This is a genomic window from Kitasatospora sp. NPDC059827 (assembly GCF_042731675.1).
In the GTDB taxonomy this organism is placed as follows: domain Bacteria; phylum Actinomycetota; class Actinomycetes; order Streptomycetales; family Streptomycetaceae; genus Kitasatospora.
Window position 1 is genome coordinate 23,612 of the sequence record NZ_JBHWIV010000058.1, and the last position, 18,684, is coordinate 42,295.

The window sequence follows — 18,684 nt, forward strand, 5'->3', positions numbered from 1 at the left end:
GGGCGGAATCCGTCAACGTTTCTGGTTTGCAACCACATTGGCGTCCGGGGGCCTGGAAAACGGCGTCACGCCCAGCGTGCGTTTGTCGAGCTGGGGCCAGGATCGCCAGCGGCCATGCCGGCGAACTTCCGGAGCGCCCCGGCCGCCCCCAACCGCCCACCGCCGCACCGGAGGTCGACGAGGCCGACCAGTAGCCGCCCGGCGGGTCCGGCCGGGCGGCGCGAGTGGGGTGAGGTCAGGCCACCGGTTGGCGGTCTCGGGTGGGGGGCGGGGTGGAAGTGGCGTCGTCCGGGCGGTGGGGCATCCGCAGGACGGCGACCGCGCCGAGGCCGACGACGGCGATGGCGAGGATCAGGAGGGTGAGCAGGGCCAGGCCGATCAGGAGTCGCACGGGGAGTCGTCCTCGGTCGCGTCGCGGTCGTAGTCGTGGGAGCGGAGGAGCGCGAGGAGGTTGACCACGGTGCTCGCCGGGGCGTTGCCGAAGCGGACGAGGACGCGGCCGTCCACCACGCTGTCGGTGGTCGCGGAGGGCCAGAGGAGGCCGAACTTGCGCCCCCGTTCGGCGAGTTCGACGAGCAGGTAGCCGACTTCGAGCTCGGTGTAGGTGCGCATCAGCGGGTGACCCGGCTCGATCGGGCGGTCGACGGCGCTCACGCGGCGGCGTCCAGCTCGAACCAGACGGACTTACCGGTCCTGCGGGGCTCCGTGCCGAAGCGGTGGGTGAGCGAGCGCACCAGGTGCAGGCCCCGGCCGGAGAGGGCGAGCGGGTCGGAGTCCTCGCGCGGGGCGGGGAGCACCGGGCTCCCGTCGCTGACCGAGACGCGGAGGATGTCGCCGATGATGAGGACGACCACGACCGGCGCCGCACTACCGCCGTGGCGGTAGGCATTGACGAAGAGTTCGAGCAGAGCGAGCTCGGCATCGGCGACCAGGTCGGGCTTCCACCCGGCGCGCGAGGTGGCCTCGCGCAACTCCTCGCGCGGGGCCGACCAGTCAGGGGGGAGTTCGAGGGAGAACACGAAGGAACCTCCGTGGGAGTGGAGAGATACCTCCGAGCGGTTGATGGTCAATCAGGAGAGACCACTCGGAGCGTGATCGTGACGTGAGCGCACAGCAGGACACCTGGCGATTGCCGTCCGTGTGCAGCTCGTCACACTCAGCATGGAGCCAAAGGCTTGTGTTTGGCAACTCATCTCAGAACTTTGGATATATCCAAATCGAACGCCAATCCCGGCTCCTACAGTGGTAGTTGCCGGTGGCGAACGTGACCGCCGGGAAGGCAGACTGGTTCGCGAGGTTCAGAGAGGGCGGGGATGGCCGGAACAACTGGTCCAACGGTTCGGCGGAGGCAGCTCGGAGCCGAGCTGCGCCGTAGGAGAGAGGAAGTCGGCCTCTCGCACGAGGAAGTCGCCGAAGCCCTGGGCGGCATGAGCCAGCCGAAGCTGTCCCGCATCGAGAACGGCCGTGGCGCCACCAAGGTGGACGACGTCAAGCGGCTCCTCGCGCTGTACAAGTGCGAGGACCATGAGTTGATCTCCGCCCTCGTGGAGTTGGCCAAACGAGGATCCCAGCGCGGGACCTGGTGGCAGAGCTACAGCGCCGACATCGGCGAGCCGCTCGGCAACCTCATCTCGCTGGAGGCGAGCGCTGCATCCATGCGGTCCTACGAGGGCTTCTTCATTCCCGGCCTTCTCCAGACGCCCGCCTATGCCCGCGAGATCATCAAGAAACTCACTCTTCACCCCGAGGTCAATGTCGAGGCACTCGTCGACGTCCGCATGGCACGCCAGAGCGCGCTGACCAGGGCAGAACCCCTCACACTGTGGGCGGTGATCCACGAGGCGGCGATCCGGTCCGGAGTGGGCGGACCGAAGGTCATGGCAGAGCAACTCGCGAGGATCGCCGACCGCGCCAGTCAACCCAACATCAACATCCAGGTGATGCCCATCGGCGCGCCCGCACACCACGGCATGGGCGGCGCCTTCTCCATCCTCGGTTTTCCGCAGCGGCAGGATCTCGATGTCGTCCTCGTAGAAGGAGCGTTGAACGACCTCTGGGTCGAGGATGCTGCCGCTGTGGCGCTCTACACGGCGAAGTTCGACGCCATTCGAGCGGACGCTCTGGGCCTCGACGACTCCCTCGCCCTGATCATCGAACAGAGAGACCAGCTCACATGACGTCCATCTGGCAGAAGTCATCCCATAGCAACGAGTCGACGAACTGCGTCGAGTTCGCGATCGATAATGGTCCGGTCACACTCGTCCGCGACAGCAAGGACCCTTCCGGTCCTGCCCTGGCCTTCGGCCGAACAGCGCATGAGGCCTTCATCAAGGCCGCCTCCGCCGGGGAGTTCGACTTCGGGCTCCTCTGAGTGCCCATTCGCGGTGGGGGGGCCCCCCCCCCCCGCGGCGCCCCCCCCCGCCACCTCACTCCCCCTCGGGGACCTCCACGATCAACAGCGTGCCCCGACTCCCCGCCCGCACCGCGTGCCGGGTGCCCGCAGGGATCCGGCAGAGTTCACCGGCGCCGACGGTCAGCGCCTCCCCCTCCAGCTCCAGTTCCAGGACTCCGTCGGCGACGAACAGCACCTCGGCCGTACTGTGCACCTCCACCTCCAGCTCCCGGCTGTCCATCCGCAGCACCTTCACCGCCCCCGTACCGACCCGCTCCAGCACCACCGAGCGCCAGGCATCGGGCAGTTGGGTCGCTTCTTCGTTCACGTCCAGCAAGCTCATGACCAGGGACGCTACCCGCGCCGACCGCTCGATTGGTCGACCGTTTGGCAAAACCTGCCAGGATCTCCAGGGTGAACGCCCGCGCGCTGTACGAGGCGCTACTCGACACCGACGGCCCCTACGACGGCCTCATCGACTCCTGGCTCGACCAGGCCGCCGCCGACTACCGCGCGCGCCTCCGTCTCGCCGCCACCGCTGACACGCGCTGGTGGACCGACGACGCGGGCCTCCTCGAAGAGCTCTACGCCCTCGGCCGGGTCAGCGACTACCTCCTCCTCGACCCCCAACTCCCGCCCTACCTACACCTCTTCACGACCCTCGGCATGACACCCATCCTCGAAGAGACCCCCTTCGACCCGTTCCTGCACGAGATCACCGAGGTCGAGCAGGCCGCGGACCCGGCCTCCCCCATCGAGATCCTGGACGTCCGCCACCCCGGCCTGATGCTCGGCGAGCTGCTGTTCAACCGGGCCGGCGTCCGTGTACGAGCCGGAGCCGCCCACGCGGAACGCGGAGTCGCCGACCGCTGGCCGCTGTTCTGGACCCACCGCCGCGCCCACCGCCCCACCCGGGACCTCTCCCAGGGCTGGGGCGGCAACTCGCAGTGGCGCACCGACTTCCGCCTCGACTACCGCACCGCCGCCGGCGACCTGCTCAACGTCGCCGAGGACGCCCCGATCGACGGCCGCCCCGACCTGGCCCCGAACGCCTACGGCGACCTCGGGCCGGACGAGCGCCTGCTCACCCCCGCCGAGCGCCGCGAACTGCTGCGCCACCGCACCCTCCTGCGCGTCCCCGCGGCCCCCGCCGCAGCCGACGCCGCGTGGGCGGCCGAGCTGTGGCCCTTCGAGTGGCGCCTGCCGGACGGAATCAACGAGCCCGGATGAGCGCTGGACCACTGCACATGATCAAGCCGCTCGATAGGTGAAGCCGCATGGAAGAACTCATCCGCCTCGACGACGTCGAGGAAGCCGCCGCCGGCGACGGGCACCTGCTGTGGGCGGCCCAGGGGCAGCACGACGGCCGGTTGGGCTCGGGAGTGCGGGCCTGGCGGCACGGCACGGCCCTCGCCGTGGCGAGCCCGGACCTCTCCGCGCGGGACCGGCTCGCGGTCAAGGGCAGTGCCGATGACGCCGCACGGCTGGTGCGGCACGTACTGACCGAGGTCGGACCGACCTACCGGCCCGTCGGCGAGGCGTCGTTGATCGAGTCGCTGGCCGGCACGATCCCCGGTCTGTCGCTGTTCCCCGCGTTCTACTGGATGGAGACCTCGACCGTCCCCGACCCACCCGCCGTCGGGGTGCAGTGGCTGGACGAGGTGCAGGTGAAGGAGGCGGCCTCGCTGTTCGACCGCTTCTTCCCCGACTCCTTCGCCCAGCCGGACGACGGCGGCACCCACCGCTGGGCCGGGATCGTCGACTCCCTCGACAGCGGCACCCCGCCGGAGCCCCTGGCCGTCGCGGCCGACGTCTGGTCGGCGGCCGGTTGCGGGTTCCTGGCCGGCGTGTGCACGCACCCAGGCGCCCGTGGGCGCGGACTGGCACGGGCCGTCTGCGGCTTCGTCCTCGGGGAGTTGGTCCACCGGTACGGGCGGGCGGCCCTCATGGTGCACGGCGGGAACCGGTCGGCGATAGCCGTGTACGAGCGCCTGGGTATGAGCAAGCGGCCCCTGGCGGGGGCCCAGGTCGTCGTCACCGCCCCGTAGGACCTCGGCGGGCCCCCTCAGGCCGCCCCGCCGTGCTCGGCGAGCAGCTCGGCGAGCAGCTCGCCGAGCACGTACCGGGCGGTGCGCGCCATCCGGGGGTTGCTGTCGCGGTAGTAGTCCAGCTCCGCCAGCGCCACGGACAGCGCCCAGCCCCTCCCGCGCTCCCACTCGGCGGCGTCGGCGCCGACGGCCGTCCGGAAGGCGTCACGGGCGGACGCCGGGAGCACGTACCAGGCGGGGAGCAGGTCCACGGCCGGGTCACCGAGGCCGGCGCAGCCGAAGTCGATGACGGCGGCGAGCCGGCCGGGCCCGTCGACCAGCAGGTTGCCGGGCTGGAGGTCGGCATGGATCCAGACCGGCGGCCCGGGGTGTTCGGGCGCGCCAACTGCCGCCTCCCACAGGGCGGTTACCGCTGCCGTGTCCACCTCACCCGCCGGCGCCGCGAGCGCCCGCCGGACCGCCGCGTCCCGCGCGGCCAGCGTCTCGCTGCGGTAGGAGGCCGGGGCGCCCGCCGGGTCGGCGCGGCGCATCGCGGTCACGAACCCGGCCAAGTCCGCTGCCAGCAGGGTCGGTTGGCGTACGTCCCCGGCCGCCGGGTTGGCCCCGTCCAGCCAGCGCAGCACCGACCACTCCCACGGGCAGCCGTCGATCGGCTCCCCCAGGGCCACCGGAACCGGTACGGCGACGGGGAGTTCGGGGGCCAGTCGGCGCAGCCAGGTGTACTCCTTGCCGATGTCCTCGACCGCCCCGGGGATGCGCGGGATCCGCACCACCAGCTCGGCGCCGAGCCGGAACATCGCGTTGCTGGTCCCGGCCGAGTCCACCAACTCGACCGGCAGGCCGGCCCACTGGGGGAACTGCGCGGCCACCATCCGGCGGACCAGCGCCTCGTCGACGTCCAGTTCGTCCGCGTGCATCTTCTGGGGCATGGCGCCCGACCCTGCCAGCGCCGACCGCCCCCGGCAAGCGAATTACCAGGGCCCGACCTGTCCCGTCGGACCCGGCAACCGGGCAACCCGGCAGCCGGGCAACCGGGCAACCGGTTCAGGCCTCGTCCCCGCCGGCCCCGCCCCGCCAGACGCCGGTGCGGATCCACCGCCTGCCGACCCCGCCGGCCGCGAAGGGGCCGACCAGCACGGACAGCATCCACAGCCCCTCGCTGGCGGGCGAGTAGATGTAGTAGTGCCATCGGTCCGGAAGCAGCAACGGCAGCAGGAGCAACGTGACGAGCGCCCCCCAGGTCGCCATCCAAACGATCACCGCGCGCGCCACGACGTCCATGCGCCCTCCTCGGACGTTATTTGAACGCGTTCAATATAGCCGAGGATCGCGCTCGCTCAGCCCCGGACCGCGAGGTCCTGACTGCCCAGGACCTTGAGCAGCCGCAGGGCCGAGTGCGAGGGCGTGCCGGGGGCGGCGGTGTAGAAGATCGTCCACTGGTCGCGGTGCGGGTCGTGCAGGGCCTCGCAGTCGAGGTCGAGCGGGCCGACCACCGGGTGCAGGAGGCGCTTGGTCGTCGAGCGGCGCATCTCGACGTCCTGGCGCGCCCACAGCTCGCGGAACTCCTCGCTGGCCGCGAGCAGCCGGTCGACCAGGCGGCGCAGGCCGCTGTCGGCGGGGTAGCGGGCGGACGCGGAGCGCAGGTCGGCGACCGCCCGGCGGCCGAACACCGCCTGGCCGGCCGGGTCCTGGAGGGCGCGGGTGTCCGGGTCGGTGAAGAAGCGCCAGATGAGGTTGCGCTCGCCGGGCGGCAGGGCGGAGAAGTCGCCGAGCAGTGCGGCCGCCATGGCGTTCCAGGCGAGGACGTCGCGGGCGGCGCTGCAGACCATCGCCGGGGTGTCGTCCAGCCGGTCGAGCAGGTGCAGCACGCCGGGCCGGACGTCGCGGGGCAGCGCGGTCGGCGGCAGCGGCGCCTCGCCGACCAGGTGGTGCAGGTGGGCCGTCTCGTCCGCGGACAGCCGCAGCGCGCGGCTGATCGCCCCGATCATCTGCCGGGACGGGCGCGGCCCCCGGCCCTGTTCGAGCCGGATGTAGTACTCCACCGACATGCCCGCGAGCTGCGCGACCTCCTGCCGGCGCAGGCCCGGCGTACGGCGCCGCCCGCCGTCCGGGAGGCCGACGTCGGCGGGCTGGATGCGGGCGCGCCAGCGCCGCAGGAAGGCGGCCAGCTCCGCCCGGTCCACGTGTTCCACGCCCCCAGTCTGGCCCGCCCGCCGCACGCCGACCATGGCACTCCCGGTACCACCCTCGACAGTGCTCTCCCGGCGCGGCCGCCGCCCGGCCAGAGTCGGGGCATGACCACGAACCGCATCGTCCTGATCACCGGCGCCAACAAGGGCATCGGCCTCGCCACCGCCACCGAACTCGCCCGCGCCGGGCACACCCTGCTGCTCGGCGCCCGCGACCCCGAGCGCGGCGCCGCGGCCGCCGCCGGCCTCACCGCCCAGGGCCTGACCGCCCGCGCCGTCCGCCTGGACGTCACCGACCCGGCGAGCGTCACCGCCGCGGCCGCACTGGTCGACGCCGAGTACGGGCGGCTGGACACCCTCGTCAACAACGCCGGGATCACCCGGGACCTCGGCACCGCCCCGGAGAACCTGCCCCTGGACGACCTGCGCGCGACCTACGAGACCAACGTCTTCGGCGCCGTCACCGTCATCAACGCCATGCTGCCGCTGCTGCGCCGCTCCCCGGCCGCGCTGATCGGCAACGTCTCCAGCGGCCTCGGCAGCTCCTCCGTCCTCGCCGACCCGGACACCCCGGCCGGCGAGTACGCGGCGCTGCTCGGCTACAACACCTCCAAGGCCGCGCTGAACGCCGTCACCCTGGTCTACGCCCGCACCCTGCGCGCCGAGGGCATCAAGGTCAGCGCCCTGGAACCGGGCCACTGCGCGACCGACCTCAACGGTCACTCCGGCCCGTCCGACGTCCAGGAGGGCGGCCGCCGGATCGCCCGCCAGCTCGGCGCGGCGCTGACCGCACCCACCGGCCAGTTCTTCCACCCCGAGGGCGGCACCTACCCCTGGTGAACCGCCCCGGCGGCGATCAGCGCGGGCAGCTCGCGCATGTCCCGGAACACCACCGTGCCCGGCCCGGCCAGCCGCTCCGCCGCCGTGACGCCGCCCGCGTAGCCGAGCGCCCGCATCCCGGCGGCGCGGGCGGCCGCCACCCCGGGGCCGCTGTCCTCGACCACCACGCAGGCGGCCGGGTCGACGCCCATGCTGCGCGCGGCGTGCAGGAACAGGTCGGGCGCGGGCTTGCCGCGCCCGACCTCGGTGGCACTGTGGATCCGGCCCTCGAAGCGCCCGTACAGCCCGGTCCGGCCCAGCGTGTGCCGCATCTTCTCGTGCGTGCCACTGGACGCCACGCACATCGGCAACCCGAGCCCCGCCAGGGCGTCCAGCGCCTCCGGCAACCCGTCCACCGGCGTCAGCCCGGCGTCCACGGCCTCGGCGTGCAGCTCGCGGAACCGCTTGTCGAACAGCGTCGCGGCCTCCTCCCCGAGCCGCTCCGCCAGCATCGCGTGGTTGGCCGCCTCCGACCGGCCGACGAACTTCTCGACCACCTCGGCCTCGGTGAGCGGCCAGCCGAGCTCGGCGGTCAGCTGCCCGACCACGCGGACGGCGATGATCTCGCTGTCCACCAGGACGCCGTCGCAGTCGAAAATCACCAGGTCTATCGGTTCGATCATCCGATCAGCATAGGGCGGGCCCGGTAACGGTCAGGGGCCCGGCGGCCGTAGCCGCCGGGCCCCTGAGCCGACTGTGCGTCAGCTGGTCTGGACGGAGGTGTCGTCGATCACGAAGCTGGTCTGCAGCGAGGAGTCCTCGGTGCCGGTGAACTTCACGGTGACGCTCTGGCCCGCGTAGGCCGAGAGGTCGAAGGTGCGCTGCTGGTAGCCGGCCGCGGCGTCCACGTTCGAGTAGGTCTTGAGCGTGGTGCCGTTGACCGAGACGGCCAGCTTGTCGTACGCGGTGCTGCCGGTCTCGGCGGTGTCGATGTGCAGCCAGAAGCTCAGCGTCGCCTTGCAGCCCGCCGGGATGCTCACCGTCTGGGACAGCGTGTCGGTGTGGGTGCTGCCGTAGCCGTCCAGGTACGCCTTCCAGCTACCGCCGTGCGACGGCTCGGACGAACCGTTGTCGATCACACCGCTCGAAGCCGTCCACGGCGACGCCGTCCCGGTCTCGAAGCCCGGGTTGCCGAGCAGCTGCGCCGGGGTGCAGGAACCGCCGCCACCACCGGTGACCGTCCAGGCGAAGCCGGCCGTACCGGACTTGCCGGCCGAGTCCTTCACCGTGACCGTCACGTTGGAGCTGCCCGCGGCGGAGGCGGTGCCGGAGATCAGGCCGGTCGAGGAGTTGATCGACAGGCCGGCCGGCAGCCCGGTGGCCGAGTAGGACAGCGGGGCGGTGCCGCCGGAGGCGTTGATCTGCAGGTTGACCGAGCCGCCCACCGCGGTGGACTGGTCACCGGGGTTGCCCACCGAGACGGCGGCGCCGGCCGGCTTGGTGAGCAGGCAGCCGGGCACGGTCAGGTCGACGGTCCGGGCGGAGTTGACGCAGGTGGTGAACCAGTAGGTCTCCTCGCCGTAACTCTGGCCCTTGAAGGCCTTGGTGGAGCCGTCGGCGGCGACCTCACAGGGGTTGTTGAGGGTGCACATCTCCCCGTCGTCATTGCCGGTGTTGTTGATGCCGACGATCCGCCCGCTCGCGGAGTCGATGATCGGCGAACCGGAGGTGCCGTGGGTGGTGTTGCAGCCGGAGCTGTAGCGCAGCGAGTCGTGCCAACTCCACTGGTCCTCGCGCAGGGTGGGCACGAACCCGTTGACGGAGCAGTTCCACACCTGCTTCCAGTACGAGGACGGTATGTACATCGACGAGCCGTCGACCGGGTGGGCGTCGTTGATGGTGAGGGCGGTGGCGCCGTACTTGGAGGTGATCGAGGCGAAGGTGTCGGTGAGTTCGTAGAGGGCGACGTCGGTGCCGGTCATCGTCGCGTAGATCACCTTGTCGCCCTGGACGGTGCCGAGGCTGTTGCCCGCGCCGTCCAGCAGGGTGCCGCTGCGGCTGGCGCTGACGTTCTGGATGACCTGGCCGTAGGGGGGCATGGACGGCAGGCAGTGCCCGTTGGTGAGCATCATGGCCCGGTCGCCGGAGGCCGAGGTGGGGAACCGGACGAGCGAGGCGGAGCAGTCGTCCAGGGCGATGGTCGACGTCAGGTCGGCGGCCTGGACGGCGTGGGCGGGGGCGGCGGCGAGGACCAGCCCTCCGGCGACGACGGCGCTCGCACCGGCCATCGCGACAAGTCTCTTGAACATGGCTCTCCTTGTGGGGGATCGCGGGCCGCCCGGCTGGTCGCCGAGGCCCACGCCCGCACGAAAGTGCCATGGTCACTTCAAGCGGTCAACAGTTCCCGCACAACTCGCCACCCCAGGGGCCGGGTTGTGCCATCGTTCGGCAACAACCCGTCCTGGTATGCCCGTTACGGGACGAGTCGGCGAAGGTCACGGCTGCGGCGCGGAGTCCGCGCTCTGCCCGTCGACCTTGGCGTTGCCCTTGCCGTCCTGCGGGCGGACGGTGATCGTCCAGATCGTCCCGCCGCCCTTCGAGTCGAACGCGTGCTGCTGCTGGAACTTGACGTGGCTGCAGTCCTGCGTGAACTGTCGCGCCTCGGAGTCCCAGTCCACACCGGTGGCGTAGTAGAAGTCGTACGAGCCGTCCGCGATGCCCTCGATCGTGGCCTGCTTCCCCTTGGCGGCGAACACCGAGGCCACCGAGGCCCCGTTCCGGGCGATCGTGAAGACCACGTCCGCCTTGTTGCCGCTGTTGTCGACCTCCAGCGTCCCCTTCCCCTCCCCGCCGCCCTCACGGACCATGGTGCCGTTCTCCAGGGTCCGCGGCTGCGCGGGCAGCTTCGGGAGATCCGGGACGGTGAAGGTGCTCCGGTGGCCCGCCGCCGTCAGCTTGGTGACGGCGCCCGAGACGCCCGACAGGCCCTGCCCGCCACCGATCCGCGCCTTTCCGGCGCTGACGCCGCAGAGCCTGTCGAGCCTCATGTCGGTGCGGATCGCCGACGCCTCGTCGGAGAGTGAGCGCAAGGCGTTCACCAGGTCGATGCGCGCCGCCTCGGCCCCGGCCGGCGCCGCGGCGTCCTTCAAGGCCTTCGCGGCGTGGCTGGATTCGGTCTCGATGGTGGCGAGCGCGATGTTGAGGTCGGGCATGGTCTTGGCCTCGGCCGCCTTCCCCAGCCCGCCGCCGATCGGCGCGAGGGCCTGGTCGAGCGTGGTCCCGTACGGCGTCGCGGTGGCCGTCGGCGTCGCACCCGCCGCCGCGGAGCCACCCCCGCCGCCGCCACCGCCCGAGCACGCCGCCAACAGCAGCACCGCGCCGACGACCAGACCGGACCTGCCTGCGGACCCCGATAACGTCACAACCCCACCCCGATGACACCGTGTGCACACTCCGTGCACAGACGGGCCACATGCTGCCGAGTTCGACCCGTCCCGGTCAAGCGGTTTCGGACGAACGCCGGAAGGGGCCGTCCGGCCGGACGCTACAGCTGCGGGAAGGAGTTCGGGTCCACGTCGTTGGTCTTGGCGTTGCCGTCGACCACCGGCTGGAGGGTGATCGACCAGGACGTCGAGGTGCGGCCGGTCTCGTACGGGAAGGTGTCCTCGAACTTGGTGAACGCGCAGCTCTGGGTGAAGGACTTGGCCGCGGAGTCCCAGTCCGCCCCTTGGGAGACGTAGACGTCGTACGTCCCGTCCTCCACGCCCTGGATGTCGGCCTTCTGTCCCTTCGCCACGAACATCGAGTGCACCGCCTTGCCGCCCAGCACGAGCGAGACGACCGCGTCCTCCTTGCTGCCGTTGTCGACCTTGAACTCGCCGTCGCCGTGCAGCTTCCCCTTGCTGATCATCGTGCCGTTGTCCAGCGAGCGGGACTGCTGCTTGGGCAGCCGGGGGACGGTGAGGTTCGCCGCGTAGCCGGCCGCCGTCAGTTTCGCCAGGACCGCCGGTACGGACTTCAACCCCTCGCCCGCGCCCAGCTGGGCCTCGGCCGAGTCCAGTGCGCAGACGTCCCGGGCCTTGATGCCGAGACGGACATTCGTCGCATCGGACTGGAGCACGCTCAGCGCGTTCGCCAGGTCGTGCCGGTCCCCGGTGACCGCGGCGGGGGCGTCCGCCACGTTCAGCGCCCTGGAGGCGTCGTGCGCGGCGGTGCTGAGGGCGCTCATCACGGCCTCGAGGTCGCTCAGGTTCTTGGCCCCGGGGATCCGGGCGAGCGCGTTGTCGACCGGCTCGATGTTCTTGCTGAGCACCGGGCCGAACGGCACCGCGCTCGTCGTGGCCCCGGGCCCGGGCCTGCCCGCCGTCGTTGCGCCCGAGCACGCCGCGAGCAGCAGCGCCGAACCGATGGCCAGACCGGCCTTGCCGATGGACTTCATGACCCCACCCCATGTCACCCGGCACGCGCACCGCGCGCACACCCCGCGACATGGTCCCGAGTACGAACCACCCCGGTCAATCCGTTTCCGGCGACCACCCCCGGGGGCCGTCCCGCCCCGCCCGGCGGGGTCGACGTCGGGGTCAACTACGATCGGGCACGTGCTCAGCCTCACCGGACTCCCCCTCCAGGTCATCACGTCGGTCATCGCGATCGTCGTCTTCGCCGCCACCATGTGGTTCTGGCCCAAGTTCGGCGGCAAGGGCTGGAAGTCCTGGCTGGGCCGGATCGGCGCCTTCCTGGCCACCCAGCTGTCGGTGCTGGCCGCGATGGGCCTGATCGCCAACAGCTACTTCGGCTTCTACAGCTCTTGGACCGACCTGCTCGGCACCAGCGGCGGCCTCGGCACGGTGGTCGACCACCAGCCGAACGCCTCCGGGGTGTCCGTCACCGGCGAGCAGAAGTTCTACTCGTCCCAGGGTTCGGAGCCGGACCGCTCCGGGATGATCCAGAAGGTCGACGTCAAAGGGGCCGGCACCGGCCTGAGCACCGAGGCGTACGTCTACCTGCCGCCGCAGTACTTCCAGCCGGGCTTCGCCAAGCAGCGCTTCCCGATGGCCGTGGTGCTGACCGGCTACCCGGGCACCCCGGAGAAGCTGATCTCGCTGATGCAGTACCCGGCGTCCACCCTCGACGCCATCGAGCAGAAGAAGCTGCCGCCGACCATCCTGGTGATGACCCGCCCCACCCTCGTCGACAACCGCGACACCGAGTGCGTCGACGTGCCGAACGGCCCCCAGGTCGAGACCTTCTTCACCAGCGACCTACCCAAGGCCCTCGCCACCACCTACCGGATCGGCACCGACCCCTCCAACCGGGCCGTGATCGGCAACTCGACCGGCGGCTACTGCGCGCTCAAGTTCGCCCTGCGCAAGCCCGACTCCTACCCGGCCGCGGTCGCGCTCTCCGGCTACTACAGCGCCGCCCACGACCCGACCACCGGCGACCTGTTCGGCGGCAACGACAAGCTCAAGCAGGAGAACGACCTGCTGTGGCGGCTCAAGAACCAGCCGGCCGCCCCGGTCTCGCTGCTGCTGACCACCGCGAACGACGAGAACAACTACGACGACACCAAGGCCATGGTCGCCGCCTTCAAGGCGCCCACCAAGATGTCCACGATCACCCTGGACACCGCCGGCCACAACTTCCACACCTGGACCCGGGAGATCCCCCCGGCCCTGGAGTGGCTGGGCAAGCACATCACCATGCCGGCCGCCGCCTGAGCGACCCGACGGGACGAGCGGCACGACCGCCTGAGCGACGACTCAAGCGGATGAGCTGCCCCACCGGATGAGAGCCCCCTGAGCCCGCCGCCGCACGGGTGAAACCGGGCAGATCACACCCGCCTCACAGCCGCATCTCACGGTTCTCTCAGCCACGCCACGCACGGTATGGCGCATGACCACGAGCAGCTACTCCCCTCCGGCCGGCGATCCGTGGCCCGAGGCCGCGAACTACCCGCCACCGGAGGCGCCGCGGCCGGACCCGGCGCCGCTCTTCCCCGAGCAGCCCCTGCCGCCGACCGGCCCCAAGGGCCCGGCCTCCTGGTCCGGACGGCTGCGCACCCTCCCGGCCCGCGCCTGGCGCGGGCGCGCGGACGACCCGCGCTGGGTGCGCCCGGCCCTGCTGGCGCTGATGGCCGCGACGGTCGTGCTCTACCTGTGGGGCCTGGGCGCCTCCGGCTGGGCCAACGCCTTCTACTCGGCGGCCGTGCAGGCCGGCAGCCAGAGCTGGAAGGCCTTCTTCTTCGGCTCCTCCGACGCCGGCAACTTCATCACCGTCGACAAGCCCCCGGCGTCCCTCTGGCCGATGGCGCTGTCGGTGCGGCTGTTCGGCCTCTCCTCCTGGTCGATCCTGGCCCCGCAGGCGCTGATGGGCGCCGCCACCGTGGGCGCGCTGTACGCGACGGTGCGCCGCCGCTTCTCCCCGCTCGGCGGCCTGCTGGCGGGCGCCGCGCTGGCGCTCACCCCGGTCGCGGCGCTGATGTTCCGCTTCAACAACCCGGACGCGCTGCTGGTGCTGCTGCTGACCCTGGCCGCGTACGGGATGGTGCGGGCGGTCGAGACGGCGAGCACCAGGTGGCTGCTGTTCACCGGCGCGATGTTCGGCTTCGCCTTCCTCACCAAGACGCTGGCGGCCTTCCTGATCCTGCCCGCGTTCGCGGTGATCTACCTGGTCGTGGCGCCCACCGGCTTCTGGCGGCGGCTGCGGCAGACCCTGCTCGCGGGCGTGGCCGTCGTGGTCGCCGGCGGCTGGTGGGTGGCGGTCGTGGAGCTGCTGCCCGCCTCGGCCCGCCCGTACGTCGGCGGCTCGCAGGACAACGACTTCCTGTCGCTGACCTTCGGCTACAACGGCCTCGGCCGGGTCGACGGCAACGAGCGCGGCAGCGTGGGCGGCGGCGGCCGGATGCCCGCCGGGCTCGACCTGCCGGACGGCGCCGGGCACAACCGGGGCTGGGGCCAGACCGGCATCACCCGGCTGTTCGGCAGCGACATCGGCGGGCAGATCGCCTGGCTGCTGCCGGCGGCGCTGATCCTGCTGGTGGTCGGCCTGTGGGCGACCCGCCGCTACGCCCGTCCGGACACGGCCCGCGCGGCGTTCCTGGTCTGGGGCGGCTGGCTGGTCTCCACCGCGCTGATCTTCAGCTTCATGTCCGGGATCTTCCACCAGTACTACACGGTGGCGCTGGCCCCGGCCGTGGCGGCCCTGTTCGGCATGGGCGTGGACGGCCTGTGGCGGGCCCGGCACCGGCTGCCGTACGCGCTGCTGCTGGCCGGCGTGCTCGCGGTGACGGCCGGATGGGCGTTCGTCCTGCTCGGGCGCAGCTCCGACTTCCTGCCCTGGCTGCGCTGGGCGGTGCTGGTCGGCGGACTGGCGGCCGCGGGGGCGCTGGTCGCCGGGCAGGTGGCGGGCCGGGTCTCCGGACGGACGGGCGCGCGGATCGCCTCGGTGGCGGGCCTGGTGGGTCTGGCGGCGGCGCTCGGCGGTCCGGCCGCGTACGCGGTGGACACCGTGGGCACCGCGCACAACGGCTCGATCATCACGGCCGGTCCGTCCGTGAAGGGCGCGGGCTTCGGGCCGGGCTCCTTCGGCAAGGGCGGCAAGGGCGGCCGGGGCTTCCCGGGCGGTTTCGGTGGCGGCCAGGGCGGCCAGGGTGGTCAGGGCGGCGCCGGCCAGGGTGGTCAGGGCGGCTTCGGCGGGCGGGGTGGTCAGGGCGGCCACGGCTTCCCGGGCGGTCAGAACGGCCAGGGCGGCCAGGGCGGTTTCAACGGCGGCTCCGGCCGGGGCGCCGACGGCACCGCCCCCGGCGGCCGCCACGAGCGCGGTGCGGGCGGGTCCACCGGGTCCGGCGGCGCCTCCGGTACGCCCGGCTTCCCCGGGTTCCCCGGCGGCGGCCAGGGCCCCGAGGGCGCGGGCGGCCCCGGCGGCTTCGGCGGCGGCACGGGTGGTGGCATGGGTGGCGGCATGGGCGGCCTGCTCGGCGGCACCAAGGTGAGCGACGAGGCGAAGTCCCTGCTCTCGCAGGACGCCGGCCAGTACACCTGGGCGGCCGCCACCACCGGTTCGCAGAACGCCGCGAGCTACCAACTCGCCACCGGCAAGCCGGTGATGGCGCTCGGCGGCTTCAACGGCACGGACCCCTCGCTCAGCCTGGCGGACTTCCAGAAGTACGTCCAGGAGGGCAAGGTGCACTGGTTCATCGGCGGCGGCTCGCACCGCGGCTTCGGCGGCGCCGGCGGGGCGGGCGGCGAGGGCGCCGAGGGCGACCAGCAGACCGAGTCGGCGCAGATCGAGGCCTGGGTGACCAGCCACTTCACCGCCAAGACGGTCGGCACCACCACCTTCTACGACCTGACGGCCCCGAAGGCCTGATCCGGTCGGCCCGACCCGGGCTCCGGGAACCCTGATCCCGGAGCCCGAACTCCCCAGGGGGCGTGCCGCGTTCGCGCGGCGCGCCCCCTTTCGCATGCCCCTTTCGCATGCCCCTTTCACGGGCCCCTTTCACGGGCCCCTTTCACGGGCCCCTCTCACGGGCGCCTCCCACACGCCCGGCCCGACGCCCCGTCAGTCGGAGCCGCAGCGCGCCCCGGCGGCCGGCAGCACCCCGTCCACCAGGTAGGCCTCGGCAGCGTCGCGCGCGCAGGAGCCGTGGTACCAGGACATGTGCCCGTCGCCGTCGCGGGTGAGCAGCACGCCGTGCTGCAACCCGGCCGCCATCCGCTGCGCCCACACGTAGGGGGTGATCGGGTCCTCCGTCCCGCCGATCACCAGGATCGGGGCGCTGCCGGGCGCCGTCACGGTGTGCGGCCGCTCGGTGGAGCGGTACGGCCAGGGGCGGCAGTCGGGTTCGAGCAGGGCGATCCGGGTGTCGTGGCGGCTGGTGAGCGGGGCCCGGGCGGCGAGGTCGGCGAGGGAGGTGCGCAGGTCGGCGTCGCTGGGGGCGAGCGGGGCGTCGGCGCAGTGGATGGCCGCGAAGGCGTCCGCGGAGTTCTCGTAGTGGCCGTCGTCGTCGCGGCCGGCGTTGCCGTCGGAGAACCGGAGCAGTTCGTCGCCCTCGCCGCGGGTGAGCGCGGGGTCGAGGGCGGAGCGCAGCCGGGACCAGCTGCCGTGGCCGTCGGCGAGGGTGTCGATGACGACGCCCCAGCCGAGGGAGGCGGTGACGGTGCGGCCGTCGTGGGTGGGCAGCGGGTGGTCCTTGAGGCCGTCGAGGAAGTCGGCGAGCCGCCCGGGGGCGGCGGCCGGGTCGGTGCCGAGCGGGCAGTCGGCGCCCTCGGCGGTGCAGGCGGTGGCGAAGGCGCGGAAGCCGGCCTCGGTGGCGGCGGCCTGTTCGACGTCGAGGTGCATCAGGTCGGTGCTGCGTTCGACGGCGCCGTCGAGGACGAGCCGACCGGTGCGGTCGGGGAACTCCTCGGCGTAGAGGACGCCGAGGTAGGTGCCGTAGGAGAGGCCGAGGAAGTCGAGCTTGCGCTCGCCGAGGGCGCTGCGCAGCACGTCCATGTCGCGGGCGCTGTTGCGGGTGCCGAGGAACGGCAGGATGTCGGCGTACTTGGTCCGGCAGGCGTCGGCGAGGACCCGGCCGCGGTCGTAGGCCGGGTCGTCGGTGCGCATCGACTGCTCGCGGGTGCGGTCGTCCAGGCAGTCGATCGGCAGGGTGGCGCCGGAGCCGCGCGGGTCGAAGCCGACCACGTCGAAGCGGTCGCGCATCGGGCCCTGGCCGTCCTTCCAGCCCCGGGCCATGTTGGCACCGGAGTTGCCGGGCCCGCCGGGGTTGACCAGCAGGGCGCCGATCCGGTGGGCGGGGTCGGCGGCGGGCACCCGGGCGACGGCGACGTCGATGCTGCGGCCGCCGGGGTCGGCGTAGTCCAGCGGGGCCTTGAGGGTGGCGCACTGGACGGCGGGTGCGGCCGCCTCCGCGCCGTCGGCGCCCGCGTCGCCGCCCGCGCCGTCGCAGGGTGCCCAGGCGAGCCGCTGGTCGTAGTACGCCTGCAGGGCCGGGGAGGCGCTGGTGGGCGCCCGCTCGGCGAGCGGCGGGCGGCTGGTCGGCGCGGCCGCGGGGCGTGCGCCGCCGGGGCCGGAGCAGCCGGCGGCCAGGGCGAGGAGCAGGGCGGCGAGGGCGGGCAGGGCGCGTCGCCGCAGGCGGGGGGTCATCGGGGGCACCGCCCACGAATACCATCCGAGGCACCGCCGGGGCATCTCGCCCGCTGCCCCCGGCCGCCTCCTTGTCACTTCCTTAGCGCCGCCGCGAGGTCCTTAGCGCCGCCGCGAGGCCGCGCCGCCTCGTCACCGCGCGGTACGACCGGCGAAGGAGGATCGTTTCCTCACCCGCCGCACTGCTGGAGCATCGCCTTCTTGTCCGCCTCGGTGACCGGCAGCTGGTACTTGAGCGAGACCTGGGCGAAGCGCACCGCGTACGAGCAGCGGATCTCGGTGCTGGCGGGCAGCCAGTCGGCCGGGCCGGAGTCGCCCTTGGAGGCGTTCTGCGAGCCGTCGGCGGGGATCAGGTTGAGCGGGTCGTTGGCGATCCGGACCCGCTTGGCCTTGTCCCACTTGGCGGCGCCCATCTGCCAGTCGTAGGACAGCGGCATCACGTGGTCGATCTGGATCTTCGACGCCTGCTGCTTGGTCCACTCGACGGTCCGGCCGGTGTACGGGTCGTGGATGGTCATCGCGGTGACCACGCAGTCCGAGCCGTCCTTGCGCTCGACACCGCTGCCGTCGCGGGCCAGCAGGTCGTTGCGGGTGTCGCACTTGTTGCCGCCGTACGGGACGCCCTCGACGCTGTCCGTCCAGGCGGGGCCGAACTCGTTGCGGTCGTAGCCGTCCTTGGGGCCGGTACGGGCGGTGGCCACCTTGGCGATCAGCTCCCGGCCCGCCTTCTGCTCCTCCGGGGTGGTCAGCGGCGCCAGGCCGGGCTTGGTGCCGTCCGGGTTCTGCAGCGGGCTGGTGCCGGTCCCGACGGCGGACGGTCCGGACCCGCCCGGCGACTTCCCGCCGCGGCCCTCGACCAGCCAGCCGACCAGGGCGAGCAGGCATATCAGGAACACGGTGGCGGCGGACAGCCAGGTACGGCGGGCGGGCACGGAGAACTCCCGGGGTCAGGGGCGGGTTGACGGCGAACCAGCAGACCAGCCGCCCCAAGAGAAGGTCAAGCCGACGCCACGGGGAGCCCAGGAGCATGTCGAAGCTCACACTCCGTCGACTCCGGCCGCCCGGGCCCCAACCGCGTCCCCGTCCCCGC

At 72.5% G+C, this 18,684-nt stretch carries 19 protein-coding genes and 2 pseudogenes; 7 read left to right on the top strand and 14 right to left on the bottom strand.

What is annotated here, in order from left to right; genetic code table 11:
- Nucleotides 1-235: 235 nt before the first annotated feature.
- From ACFV8H_RS29090 to ACFV8H_RS29100, 3 genes are read right to left on the bottom strand one after another with little or no spacing between them, the layout of a single operon-like run.
- The gene (locus tag ACFV8H_RS29090) at nt 236-391 is read right to left on the bottom strand and encodes a hypothetical protein (protein WP_380405792.1); all 156 of its coding nucleotides are present in this window, start codon (nt 389-391) and stop codon (nt 236-238) included.
- Nucleotides 379-654: a hypothetical protein gene (locus tag ACFV8H_RS29095; RefSeq protein WP_380405794.1), complete on the bottom strand. Its 276-nt coding sequence runs from the start codon at nt 652-654 to the stop codon at nt 379-381. The genes ACFV8H_RS29090 and ACFV8H_RS29095 overlap by 13 nt, the downstream gene beginning before the upstream one ends.
- Nucleotides 651-1,019 (bottom strand): ATP-binding protein, encoded by a 369-nt coding sequence (locus tag ACFV8H_RS29100; RefSeq protein ID WP_375890224.1) that lies wholly within the window; start codon nt 1,017-1,019, stop codon nt 651-653. Before ACFV8H_RS29100 ends, ACFV8H_RS29095 begins: the two co-directional genes overlap by 4 nt.
- 294 nt (nt 1,020-1,313) lie before the next feature.
- On the opposite strand from ACFV8H_RS29100, the gene ACFV8H_RS29105 reads away from it, so the two are divergent.
- Together ACFV8H_RS29105 and ACFV8H_RS29110 are read left to right on the top strand one after the other, a co-directional pair.
- Nucleotides 1,314-2,177: a helix-turn-helix domain-containing protein gene (locus tag ACFV8H_RS29105; RefSeq protein ID WP_380405797.1), complete on the top strand. Its 864-nt coding sequence runs from the start codon at nt 1,314-1,316 to the stop codon at nt 2,175-2,177.
- Complete coding sequence (locus tag ACFV8H_RS29110) at nt 2,174-2,371, top strand: DUF397 domain-containing protein (RefSeq protein ID WP_380405800.1); 198 nt, start codon at nt 2,174-2,176, stop codon at nt 2,369-2,371. Before ACFV8H_RS29105 ends, ACFV8H_RS29110 begins: the two co-directional genes overlap by 4 nt.
- Nucleotides 2,372-2,426: 55 nt before the next feature.
- Here ACFV8H_RS29110 and ACFV8H_RS29115 read toward each other — a convergent pair whose 3' ends face one another.
- Entirely contained in the window at nt 2,427-2,735 is a 309-nt protein-coding gene (locus ACFV8H_RS29115; protein ID WP_380405803.1) for a cupin domain-containing protein, read from the bottom strand.
- A 71-nt stretch (nt 2,736-2,806) separates the two neighbouring features.
- On the opposite strand from ACFV8H_RS29115, the gene ACFV8H_RS29120 reads away from it, so the two are divergent.
- Together ACFV8H_RS29120 and ACFV8H_RS29125 are read left to right on the top strand one after the other, a co-directional pair.
- On the top strand, nt 2,807-3,622 hold the full coding sequence (locus ACFV8H_RS29120) for a hypothetical protein (protein WP_380405805.1): 816 nt from the start codon (nt 2,807-2,809) through the stop codon (nt 3,620-3,622).
- Nucleotides 3,623-3,669: 47 nt separating this feature from the next.
- Nucleotides 3,670-4,440, top strand: coding sequence for a GNAT family N-acetyltransferase (locus ACFV8H_RS29125; protein WP_380405808.1), 771 nt, complete (start codon nt 3,670-3,672; stop codon nt 4,438-4,440).
- Between the two features lie 17 nt (nt 4,441-4,457).
- On the opposite strand, the gene ACFV8H_RS29130 is transcribed toward ACFV8H_RS29125, so the two are convergent.
- From ACFV8H_RS29130 to ACFV8H_RS29140, 3 genes are all read right to left on the bottom strand, one after another.
- A complete protein-coding gene (locus ACFV8H_RS29130) occupies nt 4,458-5,369 on the bottom strand; it encodes an aminoglycoside phosphotransferase family protein (protein WP_380405811.1) in 912 nt (303 codons plus the stop codon).
- 115 nt (nt 5,370-5,484) lie between these two features.
- The gene (locus ACFV8H_RS29135; RefSeq protein WP_380405814.1) at nt 5,485-5,721 is read right to left on the bottom strand and encodes a hypothetical protein; all 237 of its coding nucleotides are present in this window, start codon (nt 5,719-5,721) and stop codon (nt 5,485-5,487) included.
- 56 nt (nt 5,722-5,777) lie between these two features.
- Nucleotides 5,778-6,632, bottom strand: coding sequence for a helix-turn-helix transcriptional regulator (locus ACFV8H_RS29140; protein ID WP_380405817.1), 855 nt, complete (start codon nt 6,630-6,632; stop codon nt 5,778-5,780).
- Between the two features lie 102 nt (nt 6,633-6,734).
- Between ACFV8H_RS29140 and ACFV8H_RS29145 the strand changes: the two genes are divergently transcribed.
- A complete protein-coding gene (locus ACFV8H_RS29145; protein WP_380405820.1) occupies nt 6,735-7,469 on the top strand; it encodes an SDR family NAD(P)-dependent oxidoreductase in 735 nt (244 codons plus the stop codon).
- Here the strand turns inward: ACFV8H_RS29145 and ACFV8H_RS29150 are convergent.
- From ACFV8H_RS29150 to ACFV8H_RS29170, 5 genes and pseudogenes are all read right to left on the bottom strand, one after another.
- The gene (locus ACFV8H_RS29150) at nt 7,457-8,131 is read right to left on the bottom strand and encodes an HAD family hydrolase (protein ID WP_380405823.1); all 675 of its coding nucleotides are present in this window, start codon (nt 8,129-8,131) and stop codon (nt 7,457-7,459) included. The genes ACFV8H_RS29145 and ACFV8H_RS29150 overlap by 13 nt on opposite strands.
- A 78-nt stretch (nt 8,132-8,209) precedes the next feature.
- Nucleotides 8,210-8,938: pseudogene (locus ACFV8H_RS29155) on the bottom strand (putative Ig domain-containing protein); the annotation flags it as partial.
- 201 nt (nt 8,939-9,139) lie between these two features.
- Nucleotides 9,140-9,757: pseudogene (locus ACFV8H_RS29160) on the bottom strand (trypsin-like peptidase domain-containing protein); the annotation flags it as partial.
- 186 nt (nt 9,758-9,943) lie between these two features.
- On the bottom strand, nt 9,944-10,870 hold the full coding sequence (locus ACFV8H_RS29165) for a hypothetical protein (protein ID WP_380405826.1): 927 nt from the start codon (nt 10,868-10,870) through the stop codon (nt 9,944-9,946).
- Between the two features lie 122 nt (nt 10,871-10,992).
- Nucleotides 10,993-11,886, bottom strand: a complete 894-nt coding sequence (locus ACFV8H_RS29170) for a hypothetical protein (protein ID WP_380405829.1) — start codon at nt 11,884-11,886, stop codon at nt 10,993-10,995.
- Nucleotides 11,887-12,046: 160 nt separating this feature from the next.
- Here ACFV8H_RS29170 and ACFV8H_RS29175 point away from each other — a divergent pair, with 160 nt between their 5' ends.
- Together ACFV8H_RS29175 and ACFV8H_RS29180 are read left to right on the top strand one after the other, a co-directional pair.
- Entirely contained in the window at nt 12,047-13,168 is a 1,122-nt protein-coding gene (locus ACFV8H_RS29175; RefSeq protein WP_375890200.1) for an alpha/beta hydrolase, read from the top strand.
- A gap of 175 nt (nt 13,169-13,343) precedes the next feature.
- On the top strand, nt 13,344-15,818 hold the full coding sequence (locus ACFV8H_RS29180; protein WP_380405832.1) for an ArnT family glycosyltransferase: 2,475 nt from the start codon (nt 13,344-13,346) through the stop codon (nt 15,816-15,818).
- A 192-nt stretch (nt 15,819-16,010) separates the two neighbouring features.
- On the opposite strand, the gene ACFV8H_RS29185 is transcribed toward ACFV8H_RS29180, so the two are convergent.
- Together ACFV8H_RS29185 and ACFV8H_RS29190 are read right to left on the bottom strand one after the other, a co-directional pair.
- Complete coding sequence (locus ACFV8H_RS29185) at nt 16,011-17,594, bottom strand: alpha/beta hydrolase (protein WP_380405835.1); 1,584 nt, start codon at nt 17,592-17,594, stop codon at nt 16,011-16,013.
- A 170-nt stretch (nt 17,595-17,764) separates the two neighbouring features.
- The gene (locus ACFV8H_RS29190) at nt 17,765-18,481 is read right to left on the bottom strand and encodes an HNH endonuclease family protein (RefSeq protein ID WP_380405868.1); all 717 of its coding nucleotides are present in this window, start codon (nt 18,479-18,481) and stop codon (nt 17,765-17,767) included.
- Nucleotides 18,482-18,684 lie beyond the last annotated feature (203 nt).

Bases quoted from the DNA above. Each gene is read 5' to 3' on its own strand.
- ACFV8H_RS29185 (WP_380405835.1), bottom strand. From the start codon at position 17,594: ATGACCCCCCGCCTGCGGCGACGCGCCCTGCCCGCCCTCGCCGCCCTG.
- ACFV8H_RS29110 (WP_380405800.1), top strand. From the start codon at position 2,174: ATGACGTCCATCTGGCAGAAGTCATCCCATAGCAACGAGTCGACGAAC.
- ACFV8H_RS29180 (WP_380405832.1), top strand. From the start codon at position 13,344: ATGACCACGAGCAGCTACTCCCCTCCGGCCGGCGATCCGTGGCCCGAG.
- ACFV8H_RS29115 (WP_380405803.1), bottom strand. From the start codon at position 2,735: ATGAGCTTGCTGGACGTGAACGAAGAAGCGACCCAACTGCCCGATGCC.
- ACFV8H_RS29135 (WP_380405814.1), bottom strand. From the start codon at position 5,721: ATGGACGTCGTGGCGCGCGCGGTGATCGTTTGGATGGCGACCTGGGGG.
- ACFV8H_RS29145 (WP_380405820.1), top strand. From the start codon at position 6,735: ATGACCACGAACCGCATCGTCCTGATCACCGGCGCCAACAAGGGCATC.
- ACFV8H_RS29105 (WP_380405797.1), top strand. From the start codon at position 1,314: ATGGCCGGAACAACTGGTCCAACGGTTCGGCGGAGGCAGCTCGGAGCC.
- ACFV8H_RS29150 (WP_380405823.1), bottom strand. From the start codon at position 8,131: ATGATCGAACCGATAGACCTGGTGATTTTCGACTGCGACGGCGTCCTG.
- ACFV8H_RS29170 (WP_380405829.1), bottom strand. From the start codon at position 11,886: ATGAAGTCCATCGGCAAGGCCGGTCTGGCCATCGGTTCGGCGCTGCTG.
- ACFV8H_RS29130 (WP_380405811.1), bottom strand. From the start codon at position 5,369: ATGCCCCAGAAGATGCACGCGGACGAACTGGACGTCGACGAGGCGCTG.
- ACFV8H_RS29125 (WP_380405808.1), top strand. From the start codon at position 3,670: ATGGAAGAACTCATCCGCCTCGACGACGTCGAGGAAGCCGCCGCCGGC.